At 74.1% G+C, this 24,268-nt stretch carries 21 protein-coding genes and 2 pseudogenes; 7 read left to right on the top strand and 16 right to left on the bottom strand.

Annotated elements, in window-relative coordinates; genetic code table 11:
• The first annotated feature begins 78 nt into the window (after positions 1–78).
• A complete protein-coding gene (locus V6U89_RS01390; protein ID WP_334568737.1) occupies positions 79–1,665 on the top strand; it encodes a metallophosphoesterase in 1,587 nt (528 codons plus the stop codon).
• Between the two features lie 499 nt (positions 1,666–2,164).
• Here V6U89_RS01390 and V6U89_RS01385 read toward each other — a convergent pair whose 3' ends face one another.
• The 6 genes from V6U89_RS01385 to ligA form a co-directional block, all read right to left on the bottom strand.
• Entirely contained in the window at positions 2,165–4,522 is a 2,358-nt protein-coding gene (locus V6U89_RS01385; protein ID WP_334568736.1) for a transketolase-like TK C-terminal-containing protein, read from the bottom strand.
• 133 nt (positions 4,523–4,655) lie between these two features.
• Complete coding sequence (gene gatB / locus V6U89_RS01380; RefSeq protein WP_334568735.1) at positions 4,656–6,155, bottom strand: Asp-tRNA(Asn)/Glu-tRNA(Gln) amidotransferase subunit GatB; 1,500 nt, start codon at positions 6,153–6,155, stop codon at positions 4,656–4,658.
• A gap of 13 nt (positions 6,156–6,168) precedes the next feature.
• A complete protein-coding gene (gene gatA / locus V6U89_RS01375; protein WP_334568734.1) occupies positions 6,169–7,644 on the bottom strand; it encodes an Asp-tRNA(Asn)/Glu-tRNA(Gln) amidotransferase subunit GatA in 1,476 nt (491 codons plus the stop codon).
• Positions 7,641–7,946, bottom strand: coding sequence for an Asp-tRNA(Asn)/Glu-tRNA(Gln) amidotransferase subunit GatC (gene gatC / locus V6U89_RS01370; RefSeq protein ID WP_088963593.1), 306 nt, complete (start codon positions 7,944–7,946; stop codon positions 7,641–7,643). The genes gatA and gatC overlap by 4 nt, the downstream gene beginning before the upstream one ends.
• A 213-nt stretch (positions 7,947–8,159) precedes the next feature.
• The gene (locus V6U89_RS01365; protein ID WP_334568733.1) at positions 8,160–10,571 is read right to left on the bottom strand and encodes a putative bifunctional diguanylate cyclase/phosphodiesterase; all 2,412 of its coding nucleotides are present in this window, start codon (positions 10,569–10,571) and stop codon (positions 8,160–8,162) included.
• Between the two features lie 157 nt (positions 10,572–10,728).
• Entirely contained in the window at positions 10,729–12,864 is a 2,136-nt protein-coding gene (gene ligA, locus V6U89_RS01360; RefSeq protein WP_334568732.1) for an NAD-dependent DNA ligase LigA, read from the bottom strand.
• A 184-nt stretch (positions 12,865–13,048) separates the two neighbouring features.
• On the opposite strand from ligA, the gene V6U89_RS01355 reads away from it, so the two are divergent.
• Positions 13,049–13,552 (top strand): type II toxin-antitoxin system PemK/MazF family toxin, encoded by a 504-nt coding sequence (locus tag V6U89_RS01355; protein WP_334568731.1) that lies wholly within the window; start codon positions 13,049–13,051, stop codon positions 13,550–13,552.
• A 56-nt stretch (positions 13,553–13,608) separates the two neighbouring features.
• Here the strand turns inward: V6U89_RS01355 and V6U89_RS01350 are convergent, their stop codons facing one another.
• The 6 genes and pseudogenes from V6U89_RS01350 to V6U89_RS01325 all read right to left on the bottom strand — a co-directional run.
• Complete coding sequence (locus V6U89_RS01350) at positions 13,609–14,622, bottom strand: ADP-ribosylglycohydrolase family protein (protein ID WP_334568730.1); 1,014 nt, start codon at positions 14,620–14,622, stop codon at positions 13,609–13,611.
• Between the two features lie 37 nt (positions 14,623–14,659).
• The gene (locus tag V6U89_RS01345) at positions 14,660–15,028 is read right to left on the bottom strand and encodes a VOC family protein (RefSeq protein WP_334568729.1); all 369 of its coding nucleotides are present in this window, start codon (positions 15,026–15,028) and stop codon (positions 14,660–14,662) included.
• 36 nt (positions 15,029–15,064) lie between these two features.
• Entirely contained in the window at positions 15,065–16,069 is a 1,005-nt protein-coding gene (locus tag V6U89_RS01340) for a methionine synthase (protein ID WP_334568728.1), read from the bottom strand.
• Between the two features lie 50 nt (positions 16,070–16,119).
• The gene (gene mnmA, locus V6U89_RS01335) at positions 16,120–17,193 is read right to left on the bottom strand and encodes a tRNA 2-thiouridine(34) synthase MnmA (RefSeq protein WP_334568727.1); all 1,074 of its coding nucleotides are present in this window, start codon (positions 17,191–17,193) and stop codon (positions 16,120–16,122) included.
• A gap of 400 nt (positions 17,194–17,593) precedes the next feature.
• Entirely contained in the window at positions 17,594–18,769 is a 1,176-nt protein-coding gene (locus V6U89_RS01330; RefSeq protein WP_334568726.1) for a cysteine desulfurase family protein, read from the bottom strand.
• Between the two features lie 124 nt (positions 18,770–18,893).
• A pseudogene (locus tag V6U89_RS01325) lies at positions 18,894–19,085 on the bottom strand (class F sortase); the annotation flags it as partial.
• Between the two features lie 2 nt (positions 19,086–19,087).
• On the opposite strand from V6U89_RS01325, the pseudogene V6U89_RS01320 reads away from it, so the two are divergent.
• Positions 19,088–19,498 (top strand): annotated as a pseudogene (locus V6U89_RS01320) (anti-sigma factor); the annotation flags it as partial.
• 166 nt (positions 19,499–19,664) lie between these two features.
• On the opposite strand, the gene V6U89_RS01315 reads toward V6U89_RS01320, so the two are convergent.
• Together V6U89_RS01315 and V6U89_RS01310 are read right to left on the bottom strand one after the other, a co-directional pair.
• Positions 19,665–20,624 carry an electron transfer flavoprotein subunit alpha/FixB family protein gene (locus tag V6U89_RS01315; protein WP_088963606.1) on the bottom strand — a complete coding sequence of 320 codons (960 nt, stop codon included), beginning with the start codon at positions 20,622–20,624 and terminating at the stop codon, positions 19,665–19,667.
• A gap of 11 nt (positions 20,625–20,635) precedes the next feature.
• Complete coding sequence (locus V6U89_RS01310; protein ID WP_179803481.1) at positions 20,636–21,415, bottom strand: electron transfer flavoprotein subunit beta/FixA family protein; 780 nt, start codon at positions 21,413–21,415, stop codon at positions 20,636–20,638.
• A 218-nt stretch (positions 21,416–21,633) separates the two neighbouring features.
• On the opposite strand from V6U89_RS01310, the gene V6U89_RS01305 reads away from it, so the two are divergent.
• The gene (locus V6U89_RS01305) at positions 21,634–21,840 is read left to right on the top strand and encodes a hypothetical protein (protein WP_334568725.1); all 207 of its coding nucleotides are present in this window, start codon (positions 21,634–21,636) and stop codon (positions 21,838–21,840) included.
• Positions 21,841–21,843: 3 nt separating this feature from the next.
• On the opposite strand, the gene V6U89_RS01300 is transcribed toward V6U89_RS01305, so the two are convergent.
• Positions 21,844–22,251, bottom strand: coding sequence for a hypothetical protein (locus tag V6U89_RS01300; RefSeq protein ID WP_334568724.1), 408 nt, complete (start codon positions 22,249–22,251; stop codon positions 21,844–21,846).
• Positions 22,252–22,253: 2 nt separating this feature from the next.
• Entirely contained in the window at positions 22,254–23,051 is a 798-nt protein-coding gene (locus tag V6U89_RS01295; protein WP_088963610.1) for a GNAT family N-acetyltransferase, read from the bottom strand.
• A gap of 41 nt (positions 23,052–23,092) precedes the next feature.
• Between V6U89_RS01295 and V6U89_RS01290 the strand changes: the two genes are divergently transcribed.
• From V6U89_RS01290 to V6U89_RS01280, 3 genes are read left to right on the top strand one after another with little or no spacing between them, the layout of a single operon-like run.
• Positions 23,093–23,485 (top strand): YidH family protein, encoded by a 393-nt coding sequence (locus V6U89_RS01290; RefSeq protein ID WP_334568723.1) that lies wholly within the window; start codon positions 23,093–23,095, stop codon positions 23,483–23,485.
• The gene (locus tag V6U89_RS01285; protein ID WP_334568722.1) at positions 23,482–23,781 is read left to right on the top strand and encodes a DUF202 domain-containing protein; all 300 of its coding nucleotides are present in this window, start codon (positions 23,482–23,484) and stop codon (positions 23,779–23,781) included. The genes V6U89_RS01290 and V6U89_RS01285 overlap by 4 nt, the downstream gene beginning before the upstream one ends.
• 27 nt (positions 23,782–23,808) lie before the next feature.
• A complete protein-coding gene (locus V6U89_RS01280) occupies positions 23,809–24,219 on the top strand; it encodes a PLD nuclease N-terminal domain-containing protein (RefSeq protein WP_334568721.1) in 411 nt (136 codons plus the stop codon).
• Positions 24,220–24,268: the final 49 nt, after the last annotated feature.

Genomic DNA, 24,268 nt, shown 5'->3' with positions numbered 1-24,268 from the left:
CCGGGAGTTTCGGCGCGGAACGCGCCGCCGTCCGTGGGGTTTGCCAAGATCCATCATTGGGCAGGTCAGAATCTCAGCATGGACGGTGGGGAGAACGAGCAGCGCGGGCCCGGGGACGAGGACACTCCCCCGGCCCGGCGTGAGCGACGCTGGGGGCCCCGGCGGGACCGGGCCGGCCGGGCGGACCGGGCGGGCCGGACGGGGTGGGTCCGGCGGGTGGGCGTGGTGCTCGCCGTCCTGACGGTCGCGCTGGCCGGGGCCGTGATCGGGGTGCTGGCCGGCGGCCGGGTGAACACCGACATCGGCCCGTTCCGGGCCAACCTCACCCTCGCCCCGGCGGTCAAGGGCAGCACCACCGTCGACGTGCCGCCGCTGGGCGCGCTCCAACTCGACAGCCACGACGGGCCGACCCACCTGACCGTCCGGCTGGGCGCGCTGGACCAGCGCAAGACCGAGGCGCTGATCGACGACCCGGCCAGCATCAACCGGGCCAGCCTGTCGGCGGTCGAGGACGTCCGCGACGGCGTGATGCGGCTCGGGCTGCGTACCGCCGGGTCGGCCGTGCTGGCCACGCTGCTGCTGGCCGGGCTGGTCTTCCGGGACGTCCGCCGGACCGCGTGGTCCACCGGGCTCGCGCTGGCGGTCACCGCCGGCAGCCTGGGACTCGCCGCGGGCACCCTGCGCCCCCAGGCGATCGAGGAGCCACGGTACGAGGGGCTGCTGGTCAACGCCCCGGCGATCGTCGGCGACGCCCGCCGGATCGCCAACGACTACTCGCGCTACGCCGAGCAGCTGCAGCGCATCGTCGGCAACGTCAGTCAGCTCTACACCACGGTCTCGGCGCTGCCGGTGTACGAGCCGGCGCCCGGCACCACCCGGGTGCTGCACGTCTCCGACATGCACCTCAACCCGACCGGCTGGCAGCTGATCCGCACGGTGGTGGAGCAGTTCGACATCGACGTGGTGATCGACACCGGCGACATCACCGACTGGGGCAGCGAGCCGGAGGCCTCCTTCGTGGGCTCGATCGGCCTGCTCAAGAAGCCGTACGTCTACATCCGGGGCAACCACGACTCCTCGCGCACCGCCGCGGCGGTGGCCCGGCAACCCAACGCGATCGTGCTCAACAACTCGACCACCACGGTCGCCGGGCTGACCATCGCCGGGATCGGCGACCCCCGGTTCACCCCCGACAAGGAGACCTCGCCGGCCGGCAGCGGCCTCACCAAGCAGGTCGCCGAACAGGTGATCGGGGCCGGTGAGCAGCTCGCGGCCACCGTGCAGCGCTCACCCCGACCGGTGAACATCGCACTGGTGCACGACCCGGCCTCCGCCGGCCCACTCTCCGGCACCTGCCCCCTGGTGCTCGCCGGGCACACCCACGCCCGCCAGGTGTCCAAGCTGCCGCAGCAGCTCGGCAAGCAACCCACCCAGTTGATGGTGGAGGGCTCCACCGGCGGGGCCGGGCTGCGCGGCCTGGAAGGCGAGAAGCCGACCCCGCTGTCGATGACCGTGCTCTACTTCGACCAGCGGAAACTGCTCCAGGCCTACGACGACATCACCGTCGGCGGCACCGGGCAGGCGCAGGTCAACCTGGAACGCCACGTGGTCAAGGAGCCGGCGCAGGGCGCCCCGGTCCCCGTCACCCCCACCCCGACCCGCTGACCCACCCCGCCGGGCGATCCGACGGCAGCCAGCCGCACGGCTGGCTCGTGCCAGCAGCGGCCCACAGCCCAACGCTGGCTCCCCGGCCGCCGCCGGCCCCGGCAAGCACGGCTCCAGCTCCAGCTCCAGCTCCATGATCGTCACCCAGCGCAAGATTCTCTCCATCACCGGCGCTCCGGCCCGCGCACTTTGCTCTGCTGCCGCGGATGCAACAGTCACCCAAGGTGATTGCGCATCTGGAGATCGTCGTCGGCGAAGCCCTGGTCAGTAGCGGTGTCGCCGGGAGGGCAGCAGAGCAAAGGGGCGACCGGAGGTGCGCGGACCCACGCCGACGTCACCCTCCGCGACCTCCACGCTGGGTGATTGGCAGGCGCCTCCGAAACGGCTCCACGGGAGGCCGGGAACGCTCGGTCCGTGCGTCCGACGCGAGCCCGCGCCGGTCCCCCCGCCACCGTGGATGGCGGCGGGGCGGGCCCGGCTCAGGCTTGGCGCCCCTGGCTCAGCGCAGCGACAGCGCGGCCAGGGCGGCGTTGACGATGCTGCCGGGCAGCAGGTCGTGCAGCTCGTACAGCTCGCGGACGCTGCCGGACTGGCCGAACTCGTCCACCCCGAGCGGCACCGCCGGCACGCCGAGCGCCGAGCCCAGCCAGGCCATCGCGTGCGAGGCGGCGTCGTGCACGGTCACCACCGGGGCCCGGTCGCCGAACGCCGCCCGCAGCGCGCCGGCCACGCTCGGCACGGTCGCGGTCCGCACCCCCTGGCGCAGCGTCCGCTGCCAGGCCCGGTAGAGCCGGTCCAGCGAGGTCACGTCCACCACGTGCGCGGCGATGCCCTCCTCCGCCAGCTCCGCGGCCGCCGCGAGCACCTCCGGCAGCACCGCGCCGGAGCCGGCCAGGGTGACCACCGGGGCATCCGCCAGCTCCGGGTACGCCTGGTGCGCGTCGACCAGCCGGTACGCCCCGGCGACCACCTGCCGCCGCAGCACCGCGTCGCCGATCCGGGCCCGGGCCGCCTCGAACGGCGACTGGTCGATCGGCCGGGTGCTCAGCCGGAAGTAGTACGCCCCGTCCTCGGCCGGCGCGGCGGTGGCCGCCGGCGTCGACCCACCGGCGATCTGCCCGAGCGCGTCGCAGAGCAGCCAGTCCAGGCTGGCCGCGTACGCCGGCTCGATGAAGGTGACGCCGGGCAGTTCCAGGCCGACGGAGGCGGTGATGGTCGACTGGTGGGCGCCGCCCTCGGGGGCGAGGGTGATGCCCGACGGGGTGCCGGCGACCACGAACCGGGAGCCGGAGTAGGTGCCGTAGAGGAACGCGTCCAGGCCGCGCAGCACGAACGGGTCGTAGACCGTGCCGATCGGCAGCAGCGGCTGCCCCGACAGGTCCCACGACAGGCCGAGCTGCCCGAGCAGCAGGAACAGGTTCATCTCCGAGATGCCCAGCTCGATGTGCTGGCCGGCGGGGCTCTCCGTCCAGCGCAACATCCGGTCCTCGGTCCACGAGCGCTGCTCGGTGGGGGCGAAGACGCCGGTCTTGTTGATGAACCCGGCGAGGTTGGTGGAGGTGGCCACGTCCGGTGCGGTGGTCACCAGGTACGGCGCGACAGCGGGATCCCGGGCCAGGTCGACCAGCACCCGACCGAAGACCTCCTGGGTGGAGACGGGCTTGTTGGCGCGTACCCGGGTGGTCTCCGGGACGGTGACCCCCAGCGACCGCTCGCGGGGCGCGCGGGACAGCGCCTCCCGGCGCTCGCCGGCCCGGATGCCGGCCGGCGACGCCGGGTCGAGGCGGTCCCACTCGGTCTCGGCGGTCAGGCCGTTGGCGGCACGCAGCGCATCGACCTGCTCCGTGCTGAGCAGCGCGGAGTGGTTGCGCGGGTTGCCGGCGATGGGCAGCCCCCACCCCTTGACGGTGTACGCGAAGACGACGCTCGGCCGGTCGGTCACCGCGTCGCACTGCGCGTACGCGTCGAGCATGGCTTCCAGGTCGTGCCCGCCCAGGTCGGTCACCAGCGGGCCCAGCTCGTCGTCACCGATGTCCGCGACGAAGGCGCCCACCTCGGCCGGCGCGCCGTCGAGGAACTGCTTGCGCAGGGCCGGCCCCTCCAGCCCGAACAGCGACTGGTACTGCTCGTTGGGCATCAGGTCGATCCAGTCGCGCAGCGCCGCGCCGCCCGGCCGGGCGTAGGCCTCGGCGAGCTTGCGGCCGTACTTGACCTCCACGACGTGCCAGCCGGCGGCCTCGAACTGGCCCCGCCACTGGTTGATCCGGATGCCGGGGACGACCCGGTCCAGCGACTGGCGGTTGAAGTCGACCAGCCACATGACGTTGCCGAGCCCGGTGGTGGCCGGGTCGGCGACGGCCTCCCAGATGTTCCCCTCGTCGAGCTCGGCGTCGCCGATCAGGGCGACGAACCGGGAGTGCGGACGCGCCCCGAAGTGCGCGTCGACGTAGCGGCGGGTGACCGCGGCGAACAGCGGCGCGGCGGCGCCGAGCCCGACGGAGCCGGTGGAGAAGTCCACCTCGTCCGGGTCCTTGGTCCGCGACGGGTACGACTGGAGCCCGCCCCGCGCCCGCAGCTTCGGCAGGTACGACCGGTCCAGGTTGCCGAGCAGGTACTGGATGGCGTGGAACACCGGCGAGGCGTGCGGCTTGACCGCGACCCGGTCCTCGGCGTCGAGGTGGGCGAACCAGAGCGCGGTCATCGCGGTGACCAGCGAGGCGCTGGAGGCCTGGTGGCCGCCGACCTTCACCCCGTCGCCGGTGTCCCGGTCGTGGTTGGCCGCGTCCACGATCCGGGTGGCGAGCCAGAGCACCCGCCGCTGGATCTCGTCGAGGACGTCGAGGTCGTGCTCGTTCACGGTGACTCCATCCGGGCGTCGCCGTTGACGCCCTCGCGAGGGGTGGCGCGGATCGCGCGTACTCGGGGGGAAGCGGGAAGGCCGCCGCCGGGGTGCGACGGCGGCCTTCGACGGGTCGGGCTCAGTGTCGGGCTCAGCCCTGGACGCCGAGGCGCTCCAGGATCAGCTCGCGGACGGTCTTGGCGTCGGCCTGGCCGCGGGTGGTCTTCATGACCGCGCCGACCAGCGCGCCGGCCGCGGCGACCTTGCCGCTGCGGATCTTGTCCGCGACCTCCGGGTTGGCGGCGATGGCCTCGTCCACGGCGGCGGTGAGCGCGCCGGTGTCGGAGACGACCTCCAGGTTCCGGTTGGCCATGATCTCGGTCGGCGAGCCCTCGCCGGCCACCACGCCCTCCAGGACGGTACGGGCCAGCTTGTCGTTGAGCTTGCCCGCGTCGACCAGACCCTGCAGCTCGGCGACCTGCGCCGGGGTGGCGCCCACGTCGGCCAGCTCGATGCCGGCCTCGTTGGCCCGCCGGGACAGCTCACCCAGCCACCACTTGCGGGCGGCGGCCGGGGTCGCGCCGGCGGCGATGGTGGCCTCGATCAGCTCGACCGCGCCGGCGTTGAGCACCGACTGCATGTCCAGGTCGGACAGGCCCCACTCCTGCTGCAGCCGGCGGCGGTGCAGCCGGGGCAGCTCCGGCAGGGCGGCCTTCAGCTCGGCCACCCAGGCGGTGTCCGGGGCGAGCGGCACCAGGTCCGGCTCCGGGAAGTACCGGTAGTCGGTGGCGGTCTCCTTGGACCGGCCCGGCGTGGTGTCGCCGGTGTCCTCGTGGAAGTGCCGGGTCTCCTGGGTGATCTTTCCGCCGGCGTCGAGCACGGCGGCCTGCCGCAGCATCTCCGAGCGGACCGCCCGCTCCACCGAGCGCAGCGAGTTGACGTTCTTCGTCTCGGTGCGGGTGCCCCACTCCTCGCCCGGCAGGTTGAGGGAGGTGTTCACGTCGCAGCGCAGCGAGCCCTCCTCCATCCGCACGTCGGAGACGCCCAGCGAGCGGAGCACGTCGCGCAGCTCGGTGACGTACGCCCGGGCCACCTCCGGCGCCAGCGCGCCGGTGCCCGGGACCGGCTTGGTGACGATCTCCACCAGCGGGATGCCGGCGCGGTTGTAGTCGACCAGCGACTCGGTCGCGCCGTGGATGCGGCCGGTGGCGCCGCCGACGTGCAGCGTCTTGCCGGTGTCCTCCTCCAGGTGCACCCGCTCGATGCCGATCCGCACCAGCTCGCCGCCGACCTCGACGTCCAGGTAGCCGTCGAAGCACAGCGGCTCGTCGTACTGGCTGATCTGGAAGTCCTTCGGCATGTCCGGGTAGAAGTAGTTCTTCCGGGCGAACCGGCACCACTCGGCGATGGAGCAGTTCAACGCCAGGCCGATCCGGATGGTCGCCTCGATGGCCGCCTTGTTGGCCACCGGCAGCGAGCCGGGCAGGCCCAGGCAGACCGGGCAGACCCGGGTGTTCGGCTCGCCGCCGAAGTCGGTCGGGCAGCCGCAGAACATCTTGGTGTTGGTGCCCAGCTCGACGTGGGTCTCCAGGCCGATCACCGGTTCGTAGCGCGCGACGACCTCGTCGTACGCGGGCAGTGTCGTGGTCATCTGAGCTCCTGCCTCACAGCGCCGGTGGGGTGAACGTGCCGACCACGGACTCCAGCGCGGCGGCGACCCGGTACATCCGGTCGTCGGCCATCGTCGGGGCCATCACCTGCAGGCCGACGGGGAGCCCGTCGGAGAGGCCGCAGGGCACCGAGATGCCCGGGCCGCCGTACAGGTTGGTCGGGATGGTGAACAGGTCCGCCAGGTACATCTGGTAGGGGTCGGAGGTGCGCGCGCCGATCGGGAACGCCACGAACGGGGTGGTCGGCGAGATCAGCGCGTCGACCCGCTCGAAGGCGGCGTTGAAGTCCCGGGTGATCAGGGTGCGGACCTTCTGCGCCTGGCCGTAGTAGGCGTCGTAGTAGCCCGAGGAGAGGGCGTACGTGCCGATCATGATGCGCCGCTTGACCTCGGCGCCGAAGCCGGCCTCCCGGGTCAGCGACATGACCTCCTCCAGCGACCGGTTGCCGTCGTCGCCGACCCGCAGGCCGAACCGGACGCCGTCGAACCGGGCCAGGTTGGAGGAGCACTCGCTCGGCGCGATCAGGTAGTACGCCGGCAGCGCGTACGCGAAGTGCGGGCAGGAGACCTCGACGATCTCGGCGCCCAGCTTGGCCAGGGTGTCGGCCGACTCGCGGAACGCGGCCAGCACGCCCGGCTCCGCGCCCTCGCCGGTGAACTCGGTGACGATGCCGAGCTTCACGCCGGTCAGGTCGCCGGTGGCGCCGAGCTTCGCGGCGGCCACCACGTCCGGCACCGGGGCCGGGATGGAGGTCGAGTCGCGCGGGTCGTGCCCGCCGATCACCTGGTGCAGCAGCGCGGCGTCGAGCACCGTACGGGCACACGGGCCGGGGGTGTCCAGCGACGAGGAGAACGCCACCAGGCCGTACCGGGAGGTGCCCCCGTAGGTGGGCTTCGCGCCGACGGTGCCGGTGACCGCGCCGGGCTGGCGGATCGAGCCGCCGGTGTCCGAGCCGATCGCCAGCGGCGCCTCGTACGCGGCCAGCGCGGCGGCGCTGCCGCCACCGGAGCCGCCCGGGATCCGGTCCAGGTCCCACGGGTTGTGGGTCGGGCCGTACGCGGAGTATTCGGTGGAGGAGCCCATCGCGAACTCGTCCATGTTGGTCTTGCCGAGCATCACCGTGCCGGCGTCGCGCAGCCGCTGCACGATCGTCGAGTCGTACGGCGGGCGCCACCCCTCGAGGATCTTGGAACCGACGGTGGTCGGCACGCCCTTGGTGGTGAGCACGTCCTTGACGGCGATCGGCACGCCGGCCAGCGGGCCCAGCTCCTCGCCGGCGGCCCGACGCTCGTCGACCGCGCGGGCGGCGGCCAGCGCGCCCTCGGTGTCGACGTGCAGGAAGGCGTGCACCCGGTCGTCGACGGCGGCGATCCGGCCCAGGTGGGCCTGGGTCACCTCGACGGCGGAGGTCTCACCGCTGGCGACGAGACCGGCGATCTCCGTCGCGGTCAGCTTCGTCAGGTCGCTCATGAGGCCACATCCTCGTCCAGGATCCGCGGGACGCGGAACCGCTGCTGGTCGGCGTCCGGCGCGCCGGACAGCGCCTCCTCCGGGGTCAGGCACGGCGTCACCACGTCCTCGCGGAGCACGTTGGTCAGCGGCACCGAGTGGGAGGTCGGCGGGATGTCCGCCGCGGCGACCTCGCCGACCTGGGCCACCGACTGGAGGATCACGTCGAGCTGGCCGGCGAAGACGTCCAACTCCTCCTCGGTGACGGCGAGCCGCGACAGTCGCGCCAGGTGCGCGACCTCCTCGCGGGAGATGGCGGCCATCGGTGCCCCCTTCGTGGCTGTCCTGCTGCGTCTGCGGTGTGCCGGCCGCGCGATCGGAGATGACGCGCGGTGACCGGAGCGAGTCTATTGTCCTGCGGTCACGCCGATGCCTCCGACTCCCCCCGCGCCCGCCCGGCGGGACCGTCCGTCGCCGTGGCGGGCTCAGCCGGTCGGCCCGCCACGGCCGTCCCGGCGGTCGCCCCCACCGCCGAGTCAGCGGGTGGGGCGGCGCGGCGCCTCGGTGTCCGGGCCGCCGGTCGGGTGCACCGGCCGGTACCGGGTCAGCCAGGTCACCAGCTCGTCGGCCGGCATCGGCCGGGCGTGGAACCAGCCCTGCGCCACGTCGCAGCCGGCTGCGTGCAGCATCCGCCAGGTCCGCTCGTCCTCCACGCCCTCGGCGACCACCCGCAGGCCGAGGGCGCCGGCCAGCTCGATCATCGACCGGACGATGGCGGCGTCGTCGGCGTCGTCGGCCATCCCGAGGACGAACGAGCGGTCCACCTTCACCTCGGCCAGCGGCAGCCGGCGCAGGTGCTGCAACGACGAGTACCCGGTGCCGAAGTCGTCCAGGGAGATGGCCACCCCGATCCGGTGCAGCCGGGAGATGGTGGTGAGCACCCGCCGGGGGTCGGCCATCAACGCGCCCTCGGTGATCTCCAGTTGCAGGCGCTCGGGGGCCACCCCGAAGGCGGCCAGCCGGTCGGCGATCCGGTCGGCGATCTCGCCGGTGTGCAGGTCGCGGACGCTGACGTTGAGCGCCGCCCGCAGGTGGATGCCGGCCGCCGACCACTTGGCCAGCTGTTCCACCACGTCGTCGACCACCCGCTGGGTGAGCAGCCGCATCACCGCGCTCTGCTCGGCCACCCGGATCAGCTCCTCCGGGTCCACCATGCCCCGGCGCGGGTGCCGCCAGCGCAGCAGCGCCTCCACCCCGACGACCTCGCCGGTGGCGATGGCGATCTGCGGTTGGTAGTACATCGTGATGACGCCGACGTCGGCCGCCGCGTCCTCGGCCCGTTCCACCGGGTCGGGAACGGCCGGCAGCTCGGGCCGCTCGGGCTCGGCGGCGGGCTGCCCGGCGCGGCGGCGGTGCGGGTCGGCGCCGGTCAGGATCTGGTTCAGCAGTTCGTCGGAGCCGTCCACCGCGACCCGCGCCCGCCGGCGCCGGGGCCACCACCGCCCACCCGCGCCGTTCGCCCCGGCGCCGTTCGGTGCCGCGCCGTTCATCCCGGCGCGGTCCGGTCCCGCGGCGCGCGTCCCGGCGAGCCGGGCGGGCAGCGCGGCGCCGTCGCCGCCCCGCACGGTCCGCCCGGCGGGCGGCCCCGCCTCGAGTACGCGGCGCAGGTCGGCCAGGAGCCCCAGCCGCTCGGCCGAGTTGTGGTCCGACTCGGCGGCGTAGACGGCGACGGTGTCGTTGCGGTGCTTGGCGTCGTACATCGCCACGTCGGCGTGGCGCATCAGGGTGGCGAAGTCCTCGCCGTGCTCGGGGAAGAGCGCGATGCCGATCGAGGCGCCGACGTCGAGCGGCAGCCCGTCCAGCGACACCGGTTCGGTGAGCGCCGCGACCACCCGGCCGGCCAGCTCGCGGGCCTCGTCGACGCCGTCGAGCCGGCCGGCGACGATGGCGAACTCGTCCCCGCCGAGGCGGGCCAGCATGTCCCGGCCGCCGACGACGTCCACCAGCCGGGCGCTCACCTCGACCAGCAGCCGGTCGCCGACGGCGTGGCCGAGCGCGTCGTTGACGTTCTTGAACCGGTCCAGGTCGATCAGGAGCAGGGCCAGGTGGGCGTCCCGGTCGCCCTTGGCGACCCGCTCGGCGTGCAGGTGCACCTGCTCGGCCACCTCGGCGAGCAGCGCCTTGCGGTTGGGCAGGCCGGTGAGCGGATCGAGCGCGGCGAGGTGTTCCTGCTCGGTGGAGAGCCGGGACATCCGGTAGACGGCGAAGAGCGGCACCAGCACGAGCGGGACCAGCGCCGCACTGGCCCGGGCGGCGGTGACCAGCACCGGGGCGAGCAGCAGCAGCGAACCGGTGGAGAGCAGCTCGTACGGCAGCGCCTGCCGCACGCTCGGCCACCACCGGCCGCCGAAGCGCAGCCGCAGCGCGCTGCTGACCAGGCCGTAGTTGACAGCGAACCAGGTGAGGGTGGCGCCACCGACGGCGGTCACGTCCGTCCAGCCCAGCCGGCCGCCGTCGAAGAGTCCACCCGGCCCGAGCCGGAGCACCAGGTACGCGGCGCCGAGCGCGCACGTGTACTGGGCGGCGTTGAAGGTGGTCCGCCAGAGGGCGTGGCGCATCCGCCAGCCGGAGACGGCGACCGCGACGGCCTGCACCGCCACGGCCGGGCCCAGCCCCCAGCCGAGCAGGATCGCGAAGGTGAAGCAGGTGGACGGGAAGACGGCCGAGGTGTGCCGCCGGCCCGGCGGGACGAAGGGCCGCGCGTCACAGGCGACGGCGAGCGCCGCCATCGCCCAGAACGCCGCCGGCAGCCGGGGCAGGCGGTCGGGGAGCCCGATCAGCGGCAGGACGGAGACCAGCAGCGCCGACCCGACCACGGCGGCGACGAAGCCGGCGAACCGCGCCTCCCGCCCGGGTGGGACGGAGTTGCGGGGGTCGGCCGTCTCCATCGCACCTCCCGGGCATGCGGTACACGGCGCGCGCCGGTCGCGCACCGTGCCCCAATGAAACGCCCTGAGTGGCCGTACCCCGACACGACAGTCACGAATCGGTCGTAGTCGTAATTAAGTTGGTATACGACCCCAAGATCCCCGCCGGCGCGTCGGCTCACCCCTCGACGCGGGCGACCTCCCGGGCCGCGTCCGGCCCCCGGTCGAGCAGCACCCGGAAACCGTCCTCGTCGAGGACCGGCACCTTGAGGCTGGCCGCCTTGTCGGCCTTGGAACCGGGGTTGTCGCCGACCACCACGAAGCCGGTCTTCTTGGAGACCGAGCCGCTGACCTTGCCGCCGAGGCTCTGGATCGCCTCGGACGCCTGGTCCCGGCTGAACCCGGCAAGGGTGCCGGTCACCACCACGGTGACCCCCTCCAGCGGGCGCGGCCCCTCGTCGACCGCCTCCTCGGCCATCCGTACGCCGGCCCGGGCCCACTTCTGCACGACCTCGCGGTGCCAGTCGACGGCGAACCATTCCTTGATGCTGGCGGCGATGGTCGGGCCGACACCGTCCACGGAGGAGAGTTCCTCCTCGCTGGCCGCGTCGATCGCCTCGATCGAGCGGAAGTGCCGGGCGAGGGCCTGCGCGGCGGTGGGGCCGACGTGCCGGATGGAGAGCGCGACCAGCACCCGCCACAGGTCGCGCTCGCGGGCGACGGCGAGGTTGTCCAGCAGCTTGGTGGCGTTGCTGCCGAGGCTGCCGTCCTTGTTGACGAAGAACGGCGAGCGGGCGAGCTGCTCGGCGTCGAGCTGGAACAGGTCGCCCTCGTCGGTGATGATCTCGGCGTCGAGCAGCGCGGCGGCGCCCTTGTAGCCGAGCACCTCGATGTCGAAGGCGCCCCGCCCGGCCAGGTGGAACACCCGCTCGCGCAGCTGCGCCGGGCAACTGCGGCTGTTGGGGCAGCGGATGTCGACGTCGCCCTCCTTGGCCGGCGCCAGCGGGGTGCCGCAGGCCGGGCAGGTGGTGGGCATCACGAACGGGCGGGCGTCGGCGGGGCGCAGGTCGACCACCGGGCCGAGCACCTCGGGGATCACGTCGCCGGCCTTGCGCAGCACCACCGTGTCGCCGATCAGCACCCCCTTGCGCTCGACCTCGCGGGCGTTGTGCAGGGTCGCCAGGGCGACCGTGGAGCCGGCCACCCGCACCGGTTCGAGCACGGCGAACGGGGTGACCCGCCCGGTGCGCCCGACGTTGACGTCGATGTCGAGCAGCTTGGTGGTCACCTCCTCGGGCGGGTACTTGAAGGCGATCGCCCAGCGCGGCGCCCGGCTGGTCGAGCCGAGCCGGCCCTGGATGGAGACCGGGTCGACCTTCACCACCACGCCGTCGATCTCGTGCTCGACGTCGTGCCGGTGCTCGGCGTAGTAGGCGATGTAGTCCGCGACGCCGGCCAGGCCGGGCACCACCCGCCAGCGGTCGCTGGTCGGCAGGCCCCACGCCTTCAGCGCCGCGTACGACTCGGACTGGGCGGTGGGCCGGAAACCGCGCCGGGCGCCGATGCCGTGCACCACCAGGCGCAGCGGCCGGGAGGCGGTGATCCGCGGGTCCTTCTGCCGCAGGCTGCCGGCGGCGGCGTTGCGCGGGTTGGCGAACGGCGCCTTGCCCTGCTCCACCAGGCCGGCGTTGAGGTCGGCGAAGGCGGCCACCGGAAAGTAGATCTCGCCGCGCACCTCCAGCAGCTCGGGCAGGTCGCCGAACTCGGCGGACGGGGTGAGCCGGCCGGGTACGTCGCGGATGCTGCGGACATTGGCCGTCACGTCCTCACCGGTCCGCCCGTCGCCCCGGGTGGCGGCCCGGACCAGCCGGCCCTTCTCATAGGTGAGGTTGATGGCCAGGCCGTCGACCTTCAGCTCGCACAGGTAGGGCACCGGACCGCCGGCGTCCCGCTCGACCCGCTCGGCCCAGGCGGCCAGCTCCTCGTCGGCGAAGGCGTTGTCGAGGGAGAGCATCCGCTCGGCGTGGGTCACCGGGGTGAAGTCGGTGGAGAAGGTGCCGCCGACCCGCTGGGTGGGCGACTCGGGGCTGCGCAGCGCCGGGAACTCGGCCTCCAGCGCCTCCAGCTCGCGCAGCCGCCGGTCGAACTCGGCGTCGGAGATGGTCGGCGCGTCGAGGACGTAGTAGCGGTACTGGTGTTCGGTGAGCTCCTGGCTCAGCGTGGCGTGCCGTTCCCGCGCCTCGGGGGTCGGTTCGCCGCCGGCCGCCGCCTCCTGCGCGGGGCTGACCTGCTGACCGATCGCTTCTTCGGACACCCTGCCGCCTCCGGACACCAGTGGGATCTCCCCGTGATCACGCTACCTCCGCACCGTAGCGGGCCGGTGGGACAATCCCCCGCCACCCCCGCCACCCCCGCCGCGCCCGACGGGCGGCGACCCGCCGACCGTGCGACGATCGCCGGACGTCGGCGGCGTCGGCGCCGGAGAGGCAGGGGTGGGAATGCCCGAGTGGGTGTGGTGGGCGGTGCTGGTCGTGCTGGCCGTGGCCGCCGGTTGGGCCTGGAACGAGTGGCGACGACGCGGCGGCCGCCCGGCGGCGGGCGAACGCACCCGGCCCGAGCGGGGCACCCCGCCGCGCGACCGGGCCCGCCCCACCGCGCCGCCCCGCCCGCGCACCCCGACGGGTACGCCCCGGCCGGGCGAGATCTGGTGGGCCGACGTCCCGTTCCACGACGGGACCGGCTCGAAGGTTCGCCCCTGCCTGGTGCTCCGCGCCGACGACCGGGGCGCCGACGTCCTGAAGATCACCAGTCAGGACAAGAGCAACCGCGACGACCACGTCCGCATCCCGACCCGGGAGTGGGACCAGGACGCCGACCACGACAGCTGGCTCGACCTCGCCGAGTCCGTCCCCGTCCCGAGCAGCGCCTTCACCCACCGCGCCGGCACCTGCGACAAGTCCCTCTGGCACCGTCTCCGGTCCCTCCCCCACCTCCCCACCTGACCCACCCACCGGGTCGACCATGAGGTTGGCCGCGGTGCTCGATTCGGGCCGCCCGGTCAGTCCCAGCGGGTGGCGAGGGTGGTGAGCTGGTCGGCGTACTCGATGCGGGTCGACCAGTCCGGCGGCCAGCCGGCCATGCCGTGGGCGGTGCCGATGAAGGCGCCGGCCAGGGCGGCGATCGAGTCGGAGTCGCCGGCGGTGGTCGCGCCCCGGGCGATCGCGGCGACCGGGTCGTCGGGATGGCGCAGCGCGCAGAGCAGGGCCGTGGCCAGCGCCTCCTCGGCGATCCACGCCTCGCCGGTGTCCCGGCACGGGTCGCCGCCGTCGTCGGGTCGGCCCAGCGCGGCGACCAGCCGGTCCAGCACCTGCCGGCACTCGTCCCAGCCCCGGGCGACGAACTCCTCCGGGGACGTCGCGCCGCACCGCTGCCACAGGTCGCCGAGCCAGTCGGCGCGGTAGACCCGCCGCTGCTCCCCCGCCCGCGCGATGAGCAGGCCGGGCAGTTCGGCCAGGCCCGCGCCGTCGCGCAGCAGCCGCACCGCGTACGCGGTCAGCTCGCTGGCCGCGAGGCCGGTCGGATGCCCGTGGGTGAGACCGGCCTGGAGCTGGGCCAGCCCGGCGAGAGTGTCCAGGTCGACGTCGAGCAGCCCGACCGGGGTGACCCGCATGTTCGCGCCACAGCCCTTGGAGTCGGCGACGGTCGCCTCCTGCCAGCGCAGGCCACGACCCAGCTCGGCGCAGGCCCGCAGGCAGGTCATCCCCGGGGCGCGGTTGTTGTCCGGGCTGACCGCCCACGCGCCGAAGCGCTGCCGCAGCAGCGGCTCGACCACCTCCGGGGTGTACGCGGACGCATCGTGCAGCGCCCACGCCACGGCCAGGGCCATCTGCGTGTCGTCGGTGACCAGCGCCGGATCACCGACCAGCTCACGCGGGCCGCCCGGGCCGTAGCGACGGGTGATCTCGGCGACGGTCAGGAACTCGGTCGGCTTGCCGAGGGCGTCGCCGTAGGCGAGACCGAAGAGCGAACCGGAGGCACGGTGGGGCGAGGAGTCGATCACGCCCGCGATCATGCCGCCCGGCCGCAACCTTCGGCCGGCCGCCGTCGGATCAGTCCCAGCAGAGGCAGAACGGGTGACCGGCCGGGTCGGCGTAGACCCGCCAGCCGTCCCCCTCGCCCGGCAACCGGCGCGCGCCGAGGGCGAGCGCCGCCTTCTCCGCCGCCTCGATGTCGTCGACGGTGACGTCGAGGTGGAACTGCTGGGGCCGCTCCGGGTCCGGCCAGGCCGGGGCCCGCAGGTTGAGCGCCTTCTGGAAGGCGAGCCGCGGCTGGTGCCCCGGCGAGCCGCCGAGCACCACCCAGTCGTCGCCGTCGGAGTCCCCCTCCACCAGCGGCAGGCCGAGCAGCTCGGCGTAGAACCCGGCCAGGGCCCGCGGATCGGGGCAGTCGATCACCGTCGAACGCAGCTGTCCAATCATGACGGTCATCCTGCCCGCCGGGTACGACGGAAAACCTCAGTCCTCGTGCAGGCGCCGACCGGCGTCCCGGCAGGCGGCCAGCACGGCCCGGGCGTACCCCGGGGTGGCGTTGGCCAGGCCGCAGGCCGGGGTGACCACCACCTGCTCGGCGAGCTGGCGGCGCGGGAAGCCGAGGCGGTCCCAGAGCGTGCGTACCCGGCCGGCGACCTCGGCCGAGGTCGGCGCGCGACCGGCGGACGGCGGCTGGGTGGGCGCGGCGCCGGCGAACAGCCCGAGCCCGGCGTCGATCGCCTCGCCGAGCGGGTCCAGGTCGGTGACCAGGGCGAGGTCCAGCGCCACGGCGGCCGCCCCGGCCGTGCGGATCAGCTCCAGCGGCACGTCCGGCGCGCAGCAGTGCACCACGGTCGGCGCCCCGGCCGCCTCGATCACGGTGCGCAGCAGGGCGCGGGCCACCTCGGACCCGACCGGCCGGTGGGCGCCGAAGCCGCTCTCGGTGGGCACCCGCCCGGCGAGCACCGTCGGCAGGGACGGCTCGTCGAGCTGGAGCAGCACCGACGCCCCGGGCAGCCGGCGGGCCACCGCCTCGACGTGCAGCCGCAGCCCCTCGGCCAGGGAACCGGCCAGGTCGCGCACCGCGCCCGGGTCACGCAGCAGCCGCCCGCCGATCGGCAGCTCCAGCGAGGCCGCCAGGGTGAACGGTCCGGCCGCCTGGATCTTCACCGGCCCGGTGTACTCCTCGGCCTGCTCGGCGAGCTGGTCGAGGTCGCGTTCCATCAGGTCCCGGGCCCGGCGCAGGTCCCGGCCGGGGCGCAGCGCGATCCGCCAGCGGGCCGCGTAGAGCTCGACCGGCAGCTCCACCAGCAACCCGCCGGTCCGGCCGATGAGGTCGGCGCCCGGCCCACGGGCGGGCAGTTCGGGCAGGTGGGGTAGGGCGGGCAGCTCGCCGAGGACGACCCGCTGCGCTTCGGCGATGTCGGTGCCGGGCAGCGAACCGATGCCGGTTGCCGCCCCCGCGGGCCAGGGCCAAGGCTGATCAGTCACGGCCGAAGGGTAGCCGCTCGGCGTGGCCGGCCGGAGGCGGACGGCGGCGGTCAGTCGGTGATGGTGGCCGAGCCGAGCACCACGTCCCCGGCCGGGTCCGGCCGGTACGCCACGATCGCCTGCCCGGCGGCCACCCCGCGTACCGGGCGGCGCAGCTCGGCGCGGAGGGCGTCGTCGGTCAGCTCGACGGTGGCGGGGACCACGTCACCGTGGGCGCGCAGCTGCACCTCGCACTCGACCGGGGCGGTCGGCCGCTCGCCGCCGGTCCAGACGGGACGGGTGGCCTGCACCCGGGAGACGTCCAGCGCCTCGGCCGGGCCGACGGTCACCGTGTTGGTCTTCGGGGTGATGGAGAGCACGTAGCGGGGGCGGCCGTCCGCGGCGGGCCGGTCCAGGTGCAGGCCGCGCCGCTGCCCGACGGTGTACGCGTACGCGCCGGTGTGGCTGCCCACCACCGTGCCGGTGAGCGCGTCGACCACGTCGCCGGGCGCCTCACCGAGCCGGCCGGCGAGGAAGCCGCGGGTGTCGCCGTCGGCGATGAAGCAGATGTCGTGCGAGTCCGGCTTGTCGGCCACCGCCAGACCGCGCCGCGCCGCCTCCTCGCGGACCTGCGCCTTGGTGGAGTCGCCGAGCGGGAAGAGGGACCGGTCGAGCTGGTCGTGGGTCAGCACGGCGAGCACGTACGACTGGTCCTTGGCGAGGTCGACGCTGCGGCGCAGCAGGCCGTCCGCGCCGAGCCGGGCGTGGTGGCCGGTGACCACCGCGTCGAAGCCCAGGGCCACCGCCCGGTCCAGCACCGCCGCGAACTTGATCTTCTCGTTGCAGCGCAGGCAGGGATTCGGGGTACGGCCGGCCGCGTACTCGGCGACGAAGTCGTCCACCACGTCGGCGTGGAACCGCTCAGCCATGTCCCAGACGTAGAACGGGATGCCGATCACGTCGGCGGCCCGCCGCGCGTCCCGGGAGTCCTCCAGGGTGCAGCAGCCGCGCGCCCCGGTGCGGTAGGTCTGCGGGTTGCGGGCCAGCGCCAGGTGCACCCCGGTCACGTCGTGCCCCGCCTCCACGGCGCGCGCCGCCGCGACGGCGGAGTCCACCCCGCCCGACATCGCCGCCAGAACCCTCACCGTGACACCTCCCTCACCCCACGACCCTATCCGCCCCCGCGCCGCCGTCCCCACCCCCGCCACCCGGCTGCGCCGCCGGTCACCGCCAGCCGCGCGTTCGGGCACTCACGGCCGGGACGAACCGGGCAAAGCAGCACCGCCGACCGCCGGGCCGGCGGCGTGTCGACGGCCGGGTCCGGTGGCGTGTCGACGGCCGGGTCCGGTGGCGTGTCGACGGCCGGATCCGGCGGCGTGTCGACGGCCGGATCCGGCGGCGCGTCGACGGCAAGCCGGGCGACCGGCCCAGCCCGGCGGCGGCTCAGCGAAGGTGGCGGACGGCGGGCAGCGCCGGTGGCGGCCCGGCGGACAGCACCGGTAGCGGCCCGGCGGACAGCGCCGGGCCGGGGCGGGAGACGGCGGGTCAGCGGAGGGTACGCAGGGCGGCCGCGCGGCGGGCCCGGTCGACGGCCGCCGGGAGGGCGGCGATCAGGGCGTCCACGTCGGCGGGGGTGCTGGTGTGGCCGAGGGTGAAGCGCAGCGAGGAGCGGGCCCGATCGTCGTCGGCGCCCATCGCGATCAGCACGTGCGAGGGCTGGGCCACCCCCGCGGAGCAGGCCGAGCCGGTGGAGCAGGCGATGCCCTGGGCGTCGAGCAGGAGCAGCAGCGCGTCCCCCTCGCAGCCGGGGAAGGAGAAGTGCGCGTTGCCGGGCAGCCGGTCGGTCGGGTCGCCGTTGAAGACCACCTCGGGCACCGCCTCGCGGACCCGCCGGACCAGGTCGTCGCGGAGCGCGGCCACCCGTACGGCGTACTCCTGCTGGCCCTTCACCGCGGCCTCGACGGCGACGGCGAAGGCCACGATGCCGGCGGTGTCGAGCGTGCCGGAGCGGACGTCGCGCTCCTGGCCGCCGCCGTGCAGCAGCGGGGTGGCCGGCACGTCGCGGGCCAGCAGCAGGGCACCGACCCCGGTCGGGCCGCCGAGCTTGTGCCCGGTGACGGTGAGCGCCGAGACGCCGCTGGCGGCGAAGTCCACCGGCACCTGACCGACCGCCTGGATCGCGTCGGTGTGGAACGGCACCCCGTGCGCGGCGGCCACGGCGGCCAGCTCGGCCACCGGCTGGACGGTGCCGACCTCGTTGTTGGCCCACATCGCGGTCACCACGGCGACCCGGTCGGCGTGCGCGGCCAACTCGGCGCGGAGCCGTTCCGGGTCGAGCCGGCCGGCCGCGTCCACCGGCAGCCAGCCCACCTCGGCGCCCTCGTGGTCGGCCAGCCAGTCCACCGCGTCGAGCACCGCGTGGTGCTCGACCGCGCTGGAGACCACCCGGACCCGGCCCGGGTCGGCGGCGCGGCGGGCCCAGAAGACGCCCTTGACGGCGAGGTTGTCGCTCTCCGTGCCGCCGCCGGTGAAGACGACCTCGGAGGGGCGGGCACCCAGCGCGGCGGCGACCCGTTCCCGCGACTCCTCCACCCGCCGCCGGGCGCGCCGGCCCGCCGCGTGCAGTGACGACGCGTTGCCGACCTCGCGGGCGGTGGCGACGTACGCCTCCAACGCCTCGTCGAGCATCGGGGTCGTCGCCGCGTGATCCAGGTATGCCATCACCGTTCAGCCTAACGGCCTGCAGCCGTCCCGCCGGACGCCGGATCACCGGGGGCCGGGCGCCGCACGAGGGCTCAACCGGGGCGGCCGGGCCGGCGGGTGCCGGGTCCGGCTGTGTCACGGCTCAGGCCGGTACGGCCGCGACGACGATGTTGTCCCGGTAGTGCCGGCTCTTCGAGTCGAACGGGCCGCCGCAGGTGATCAGCGTCAGCCGCGGTCTGCCGTCCCGAGCGAAGTACCGCTCCAGCGGGATCTTCGTCTTGGCGTACTCCTCGCGGGCGACCACCCGGTACGCCCGCTGCTTGCCGTCGGCGCCGGGCCGCCGTGCTCGGCGTGGTCGGCACCCTCGCCGTGCTGGACGCCACCGATCGGGAGCCGGATCGGGCACCGCAGCAGGCCGTCCTGGCCAGCGCGCCGCTGTCCGCGTACGGGAGGACGCCGAAGGACGCCAACGGCGACGCCCGGATCTTCGCCGACGGCCGACTGCACCTGCACGTGGCGAATCTCCCGGACGTTCCGGGGTATTACGAGGTCTGGCTGATCAACCCGACCAACATGGAGATGTTCTCGATCGGTGTACTGCGCGATCCGTCGGGGGATGCGCTGCTCCCGCTACCACCAAATGTCGATCTTCAGGCATACTCGGTTGTCGACGTCTCCGCCGAGCAGTACGACAACAAGCCCGCCCACTCCGGCGACAGTTTGCTGAGGGGCACCCTGACGGGCTGATCGGCGGGCCGGCTCAGCTCCCCGGCCCGCCGATCAGCTCCCTTCCCCACCGCGACGGGAACGGGAACAGATACAGAGAAAGAGTGGCCATTCCGCGAAGGATGGCCACTCTTTCTCTGTATCTGCGTCGCGTCGGGGCGCCGGCTGGCGGCGCCCCGAGCGGGCGTCACTTGCGCTTGCGGATCTCCTCGGCGGCCTGCGGCACGACCTTGAACAGGTCGCCCACCACGCCGAAGTCGGCCAGCTCGAAGATCGGGGCCTCGCCGTCCTTGTTCACGGCGACGATCGTCTTCGAGGTCTGCATGCCGGCCCGGTGCTGGATCGCGCCGGAGATGCCCAGCGCGACGTAGAGCTGCGGGGAGACGGTCTTGCCGGTCTGGCCCACCTGGAACTGGTGCGGGTAGAAGCCGGAGTCGACCGCCGCGCGGGATGCGCCGACGGCGCCGCCGAGCAGGTCGGCCAGCTCCTCGACCAGCTTGAAGTTGTCGGCGTTGCCGACACCACGACCACCGGAGACCACGATGCCGGCCTCGGTCAGCTCGGGGCGGGAGCCCTTCTGCTCGGCGACCCGGTCGACGACCTTGGCCAGCTTGTCGGTGTCGGTGACCGCCACCGTGAGCTGCTCGACGGCCGGGGTGGCCGGTGCCGGGGTCGGGTTGACCGAGTTGGGCCGGACGGTGACCAGCGGCAGGCCCTTGGTGACCTTGGACTTGACGATGGTGGAGCCGGCGAAGGCGACCTGGGTCGCGGTGCCGTCGGCGGCCAGGCCGACCACGTCGGTCAGGATGCCGTTGTCGAGCTTGACGGCGAGGCGGGCGGCGATCTCCTTGCCCTCCTGCGCGGAGGCGAGCAGCACGGCGGCCGGCTGCACCCGCTTGACCAGCTCGGCCAGCACGGTGGCCTTCGGGGCCACCAGGTAGCCGTCGATCTCCTCGCTCTCGGCGGCGTAGATCTTCTCCGCGCCGTACTCGCCCAGCTTGGCGCTCAGCGCCTCGGCGGCGCCGGCGCCACCGAGCACCACCGCGCTCGGGGTGCCCAGCTCGCGGGCGAGGGTGAGCATCTCCAGGGTGACCTTCTTGACGCCGAATTCCCGGGTGGCTTCGACGACGACGAGAACCTCAGACATGTCCAGCCCTCTCACACGAACTTCTCGGTGGCGAGGAACTCGACCAGCTTGACGCCGCCCTCGCCCTCGTCGGTGATCTTGGCGCCGCCGGACCGCGGCGGGCGCTTGGTGTGCTCCAGCACGGCGCTGGTCGCGCCGTCGAAGCCCACCTCGGTCGGGGCGACGCCGAGGTCACCCAGGGAGAGCGTCTGCACCGGCTTCTTCTTGGCGGCCATGATGCCCTTGAAGGACGGGTAGCGCGGCTCGTTGATGGTGTCCCAGACGGAGACCACGGCCGGGGTCGAGGCGGTGATGACCTCGTAGCCCTCCTCGGTCTGCCGCTCGACGGTCAGCGTGGCGCCGTCGACGGTGAGCTTGCGGGCGCCGGTCAGCGCCGCGACGCCCAGCCGCTCGGCGATCATGTGCGGCATGACCTGGACCCGGCCGTCGGTGGACTCGGCACCGCAGATGACCAGGTCGGCGTTGAGCTGACCGAGGGCGGCGGCGAGCACCTTCGAGGTGGCCACGGCGCAGGACCCGTGCAGGGCGTCGTCCACCACGTGCACGGCCTTGTCCGGGCCCATGGAGAGCGCCTTGCGGATCGACTCGGTCGCCCGGTCCGGACCCATGGTCAGGATGGTGACCTCGCCGCCGTGCGCCTCCTTGATCTTCAACGCCTCTTCGATGGCGTACTCGTCCATCTCGTTGATGACGTTGTTCGCCGAACCGCGGTCGACGGTGTTGTCGTCAGGACGCAGGTTGCGGTCCGCGCCCGAATCGGGCACCTGCTTGACGAGTACGACGATGTTCATCGCGTTTCGACGACCCTCCTGTTGGTGTGGCGATCGCTCGCCCGGTCACGGGCGCAGCCTCGCGCGTCCGTTGACGCCCGGTCAACCGCGGGCGCTTGTGCAGTTGCCCACGGCGCAATGTTACCTGCCAGTAGGTTCCGCTTCCTGGGCACTCAGAGTGACACAGCTCACCGGAGCGGCGGGCCCGGCTAGACTCACAAACTGGGAGGTGTCAGGACATGTCTGGACAGGACACGGGGCGTCCGGTCGGCGCGGCGACCCGCGGCGACCGCGCACCGGAGCGCTGCGGTCGCCCGGCGACGGCGGAGGCGTACCGGTGCGCGTGCGGCCGGGTCCGTGACCTCTGCGTCCGCGACACCGTGCACACCGTCTGGACCGCGCCCGGCGGCGACCCGGCGGGCGGGCCGCCCCCGGCGGACGGGTAGCTCTCACGCCGGCTCGGCGAGAGCTCCCCGGATCCGTTCGATCACGGCCGCCTCGGCCGGGGAGACCCCCCGGTGCACCCGGGCCACCCGGTCCGCGGCCGCCAGCACCACGTCCCGGTACACGGCCAGGTCCTGCGGCGACTTCTCCCGCAGGATGTCGACCGCCCGGCCGAGCGCCGGCAGCACCACGGACTCGACCTCGAGCGCGGAGTCCCGGGGCAACCTGGGCAGCGGCCCGGTGGTGAGTGCCTCCTTCACCACCCCGCTGGCGCCGTCGAGCGCCCCGGACGCGGCGATGCTCTCCCGGATCATGGCGAACATGCCCACATCGGCGTTCGACACCAGGAAGACCGCCCCGAACGCGCCGGTCTTGAGGGTGAGCCGCTCGTCGTCCGTCAGCCGCTGCTCCATCATCACGGAGTGTAGACGTACGGGGTGGTCGTGGTGACCGGTACGAAGCCCAGCCGCTGCAGGATCGGCCGGCTGTCCTCCGAGGCGTCCACCTGGAGCAACGCCTTGCCCCGCTGGTCCGCCAGCCGCGCCCGGTACGCCACCAGCGCCCGGTAGATGCCCCGGTGCCGCCACTGCTCCAACGTGGAGCCGCCCCACAGACTGGCGAAGCCGGTGTTCGCCAGGTAGCGGACCCAGCCGGCGCTGACCACCCGGTCCCCCGCCTCGGCCACCACCACGGTGATCGACTGCGGGTCGGCGGCGATCTCCTTCTCCAGCCCGGTCACCAGGTGGCTGCGGTCGGCCTGCCACACCTCCTGCTCCATCGCGGCGATCCGCTCCAGGTCCGCCCGGGAGGTGACCTCGCGCAGGCGTACCCCCTCGGGCAGCACCGGGACGGCGCCGGCCAGCGGGGCGACCGGCCCGATCAGGACGGTCTCCCGGTCCTCCGGCACGAACCCGGCGGCACGCAGCCGGTCGGCCAGGTCGGCGGGCTCGTCGTGCGCGTTCAGCTTCCACTCCACCGACTCGCCCCGCTGCCGGAACAGCTCGACCTGCCGGGCGATCAGCGCGTCGAGCTCCGCGCCGGCCAGCCCGTCCAGCGTCCGGTAGGTGAGGAAGCCGCCATGGTCGAGGCCGAGGATCCGGACCAGCGGGCCGTCCCGTTCGACGGTCACCCCGGCCGGCACCGGGTCCGGGATCTCCGGGCGGATCTGGCTGTCGTACGCGGCGCGCAGCGCGCCAGGCTCAAGATCGGTCATCCGTCCAGGCTATTCCCGGTACAAAGCGGATAATCGACGCCGTGTGGCAGGCGATCAGGCGGTGGTTCGACCCGTCGGAGCTCAGGTCGGTCGGCACCGCCCCCGACTACCGCTTCTCGCTGGCCAACGAACGCACCTTCCTGGCCTGGCTGCGCACCGGGCTGGCGCTGATCGCCGGCGGGCTGGCCGCCGCCCAGTTCCTGCCCCCGACGCCGGTGCGCCATCTGCGCGAGGCGATCGCGGTCGCGCTGCTGCTGCTCGGCGGCACCGTGGCGGTGCGGGCGGTGGACCACTGGGCGCGGACCGAACGGGCCATCCGGCTCGGCGAGGAGCTGCCCGTCTCCCGCTTCCCCGCCGTGCTCGCCCTGATCGTCGGGCTGGGCGCGCTGCTGCTGGTGGCCGCGGTGCTGGCGCGGGGGGTCGGCGGCCGGTGACCGGCGACCCGGGGCTGCAACCGGAGCGCACCCGGCTGGCCTGGCGGCGTACCGCCCTGGCACTCACCGTGGTGGCGGTGCTGGCGGTCCGGCTCGCCCTCACCGGGGACGTGCCCGGCGCGCTGCTCGCCGCAGCCGTGGTGCTGGTCTGGGCCGGGGCGCTGGCGGCCTGCTGGCGCCGGGCCGCGGGCAGCGGGCCGATCCGGGTCGGCTCGCCGGCCCTGCCCACGGTCGCCCTGGCCACCGCCGTGCTGGCGCTGCTCGCCGTGCCGCTGGTGCTGCGCGGGATGTGGTGACGGGCCGCAGTGCGCCATCATGGGGGCATGGCCCGGTTGTCCCTCCTGCTCTTCGCGGTCCAGATCGTCCTGGCCGTCTGCGCCCTGATCAGCTGCCTCTCCGCCGACGAGGAGGACATCCGCGCGCTGCCCCGCATCGCGTGGGTGCTGATCATCCTGTTCTTCCCGCTGGTCGGCTCGATCGCCTGGTTCCTCGCCGGCCGCAAGGTCACCCCCGCCCGGCCCGGCCCGGCCGGCCCCGCCCCCGCCGGACGGGACCGCCGCCGGCCGGTCGCGCCCGACGACGACCCGGAGTTCCTCGACTCCATCGCCGAGCGCTCCCGTCGGGACGACGAGGAGCTGTTCCGCCGCTGGGAGGACGACCTGCGCCGGCGCGAGGACGACCTGCGCCACCGCGAGGGCGACCCGCCGCGCGAGGAGGACCGCCCGGAGGTCTAGGGCTGTGTCTAAGTCCTCGGTCGAGCCGAGGCGGAGTCCAGGCGGCGAT

Source organism: Micromonospora sp. CPCC 206171 (assembly GCF_036906755.1).
GTDB classification, from domain to species: domain Bacteria; phylum Actinomycetota; class Actinomycetes; order Mycobacteriales; family Micromonosporaceae; genus Micromonospora; species Micromonospora purpureochromogenes.
The sequence above is the reverse complement of the archived record's forward strand: the minus strand, read 5'-3'. Positions and strand labels throughout refer to the sequence as shown.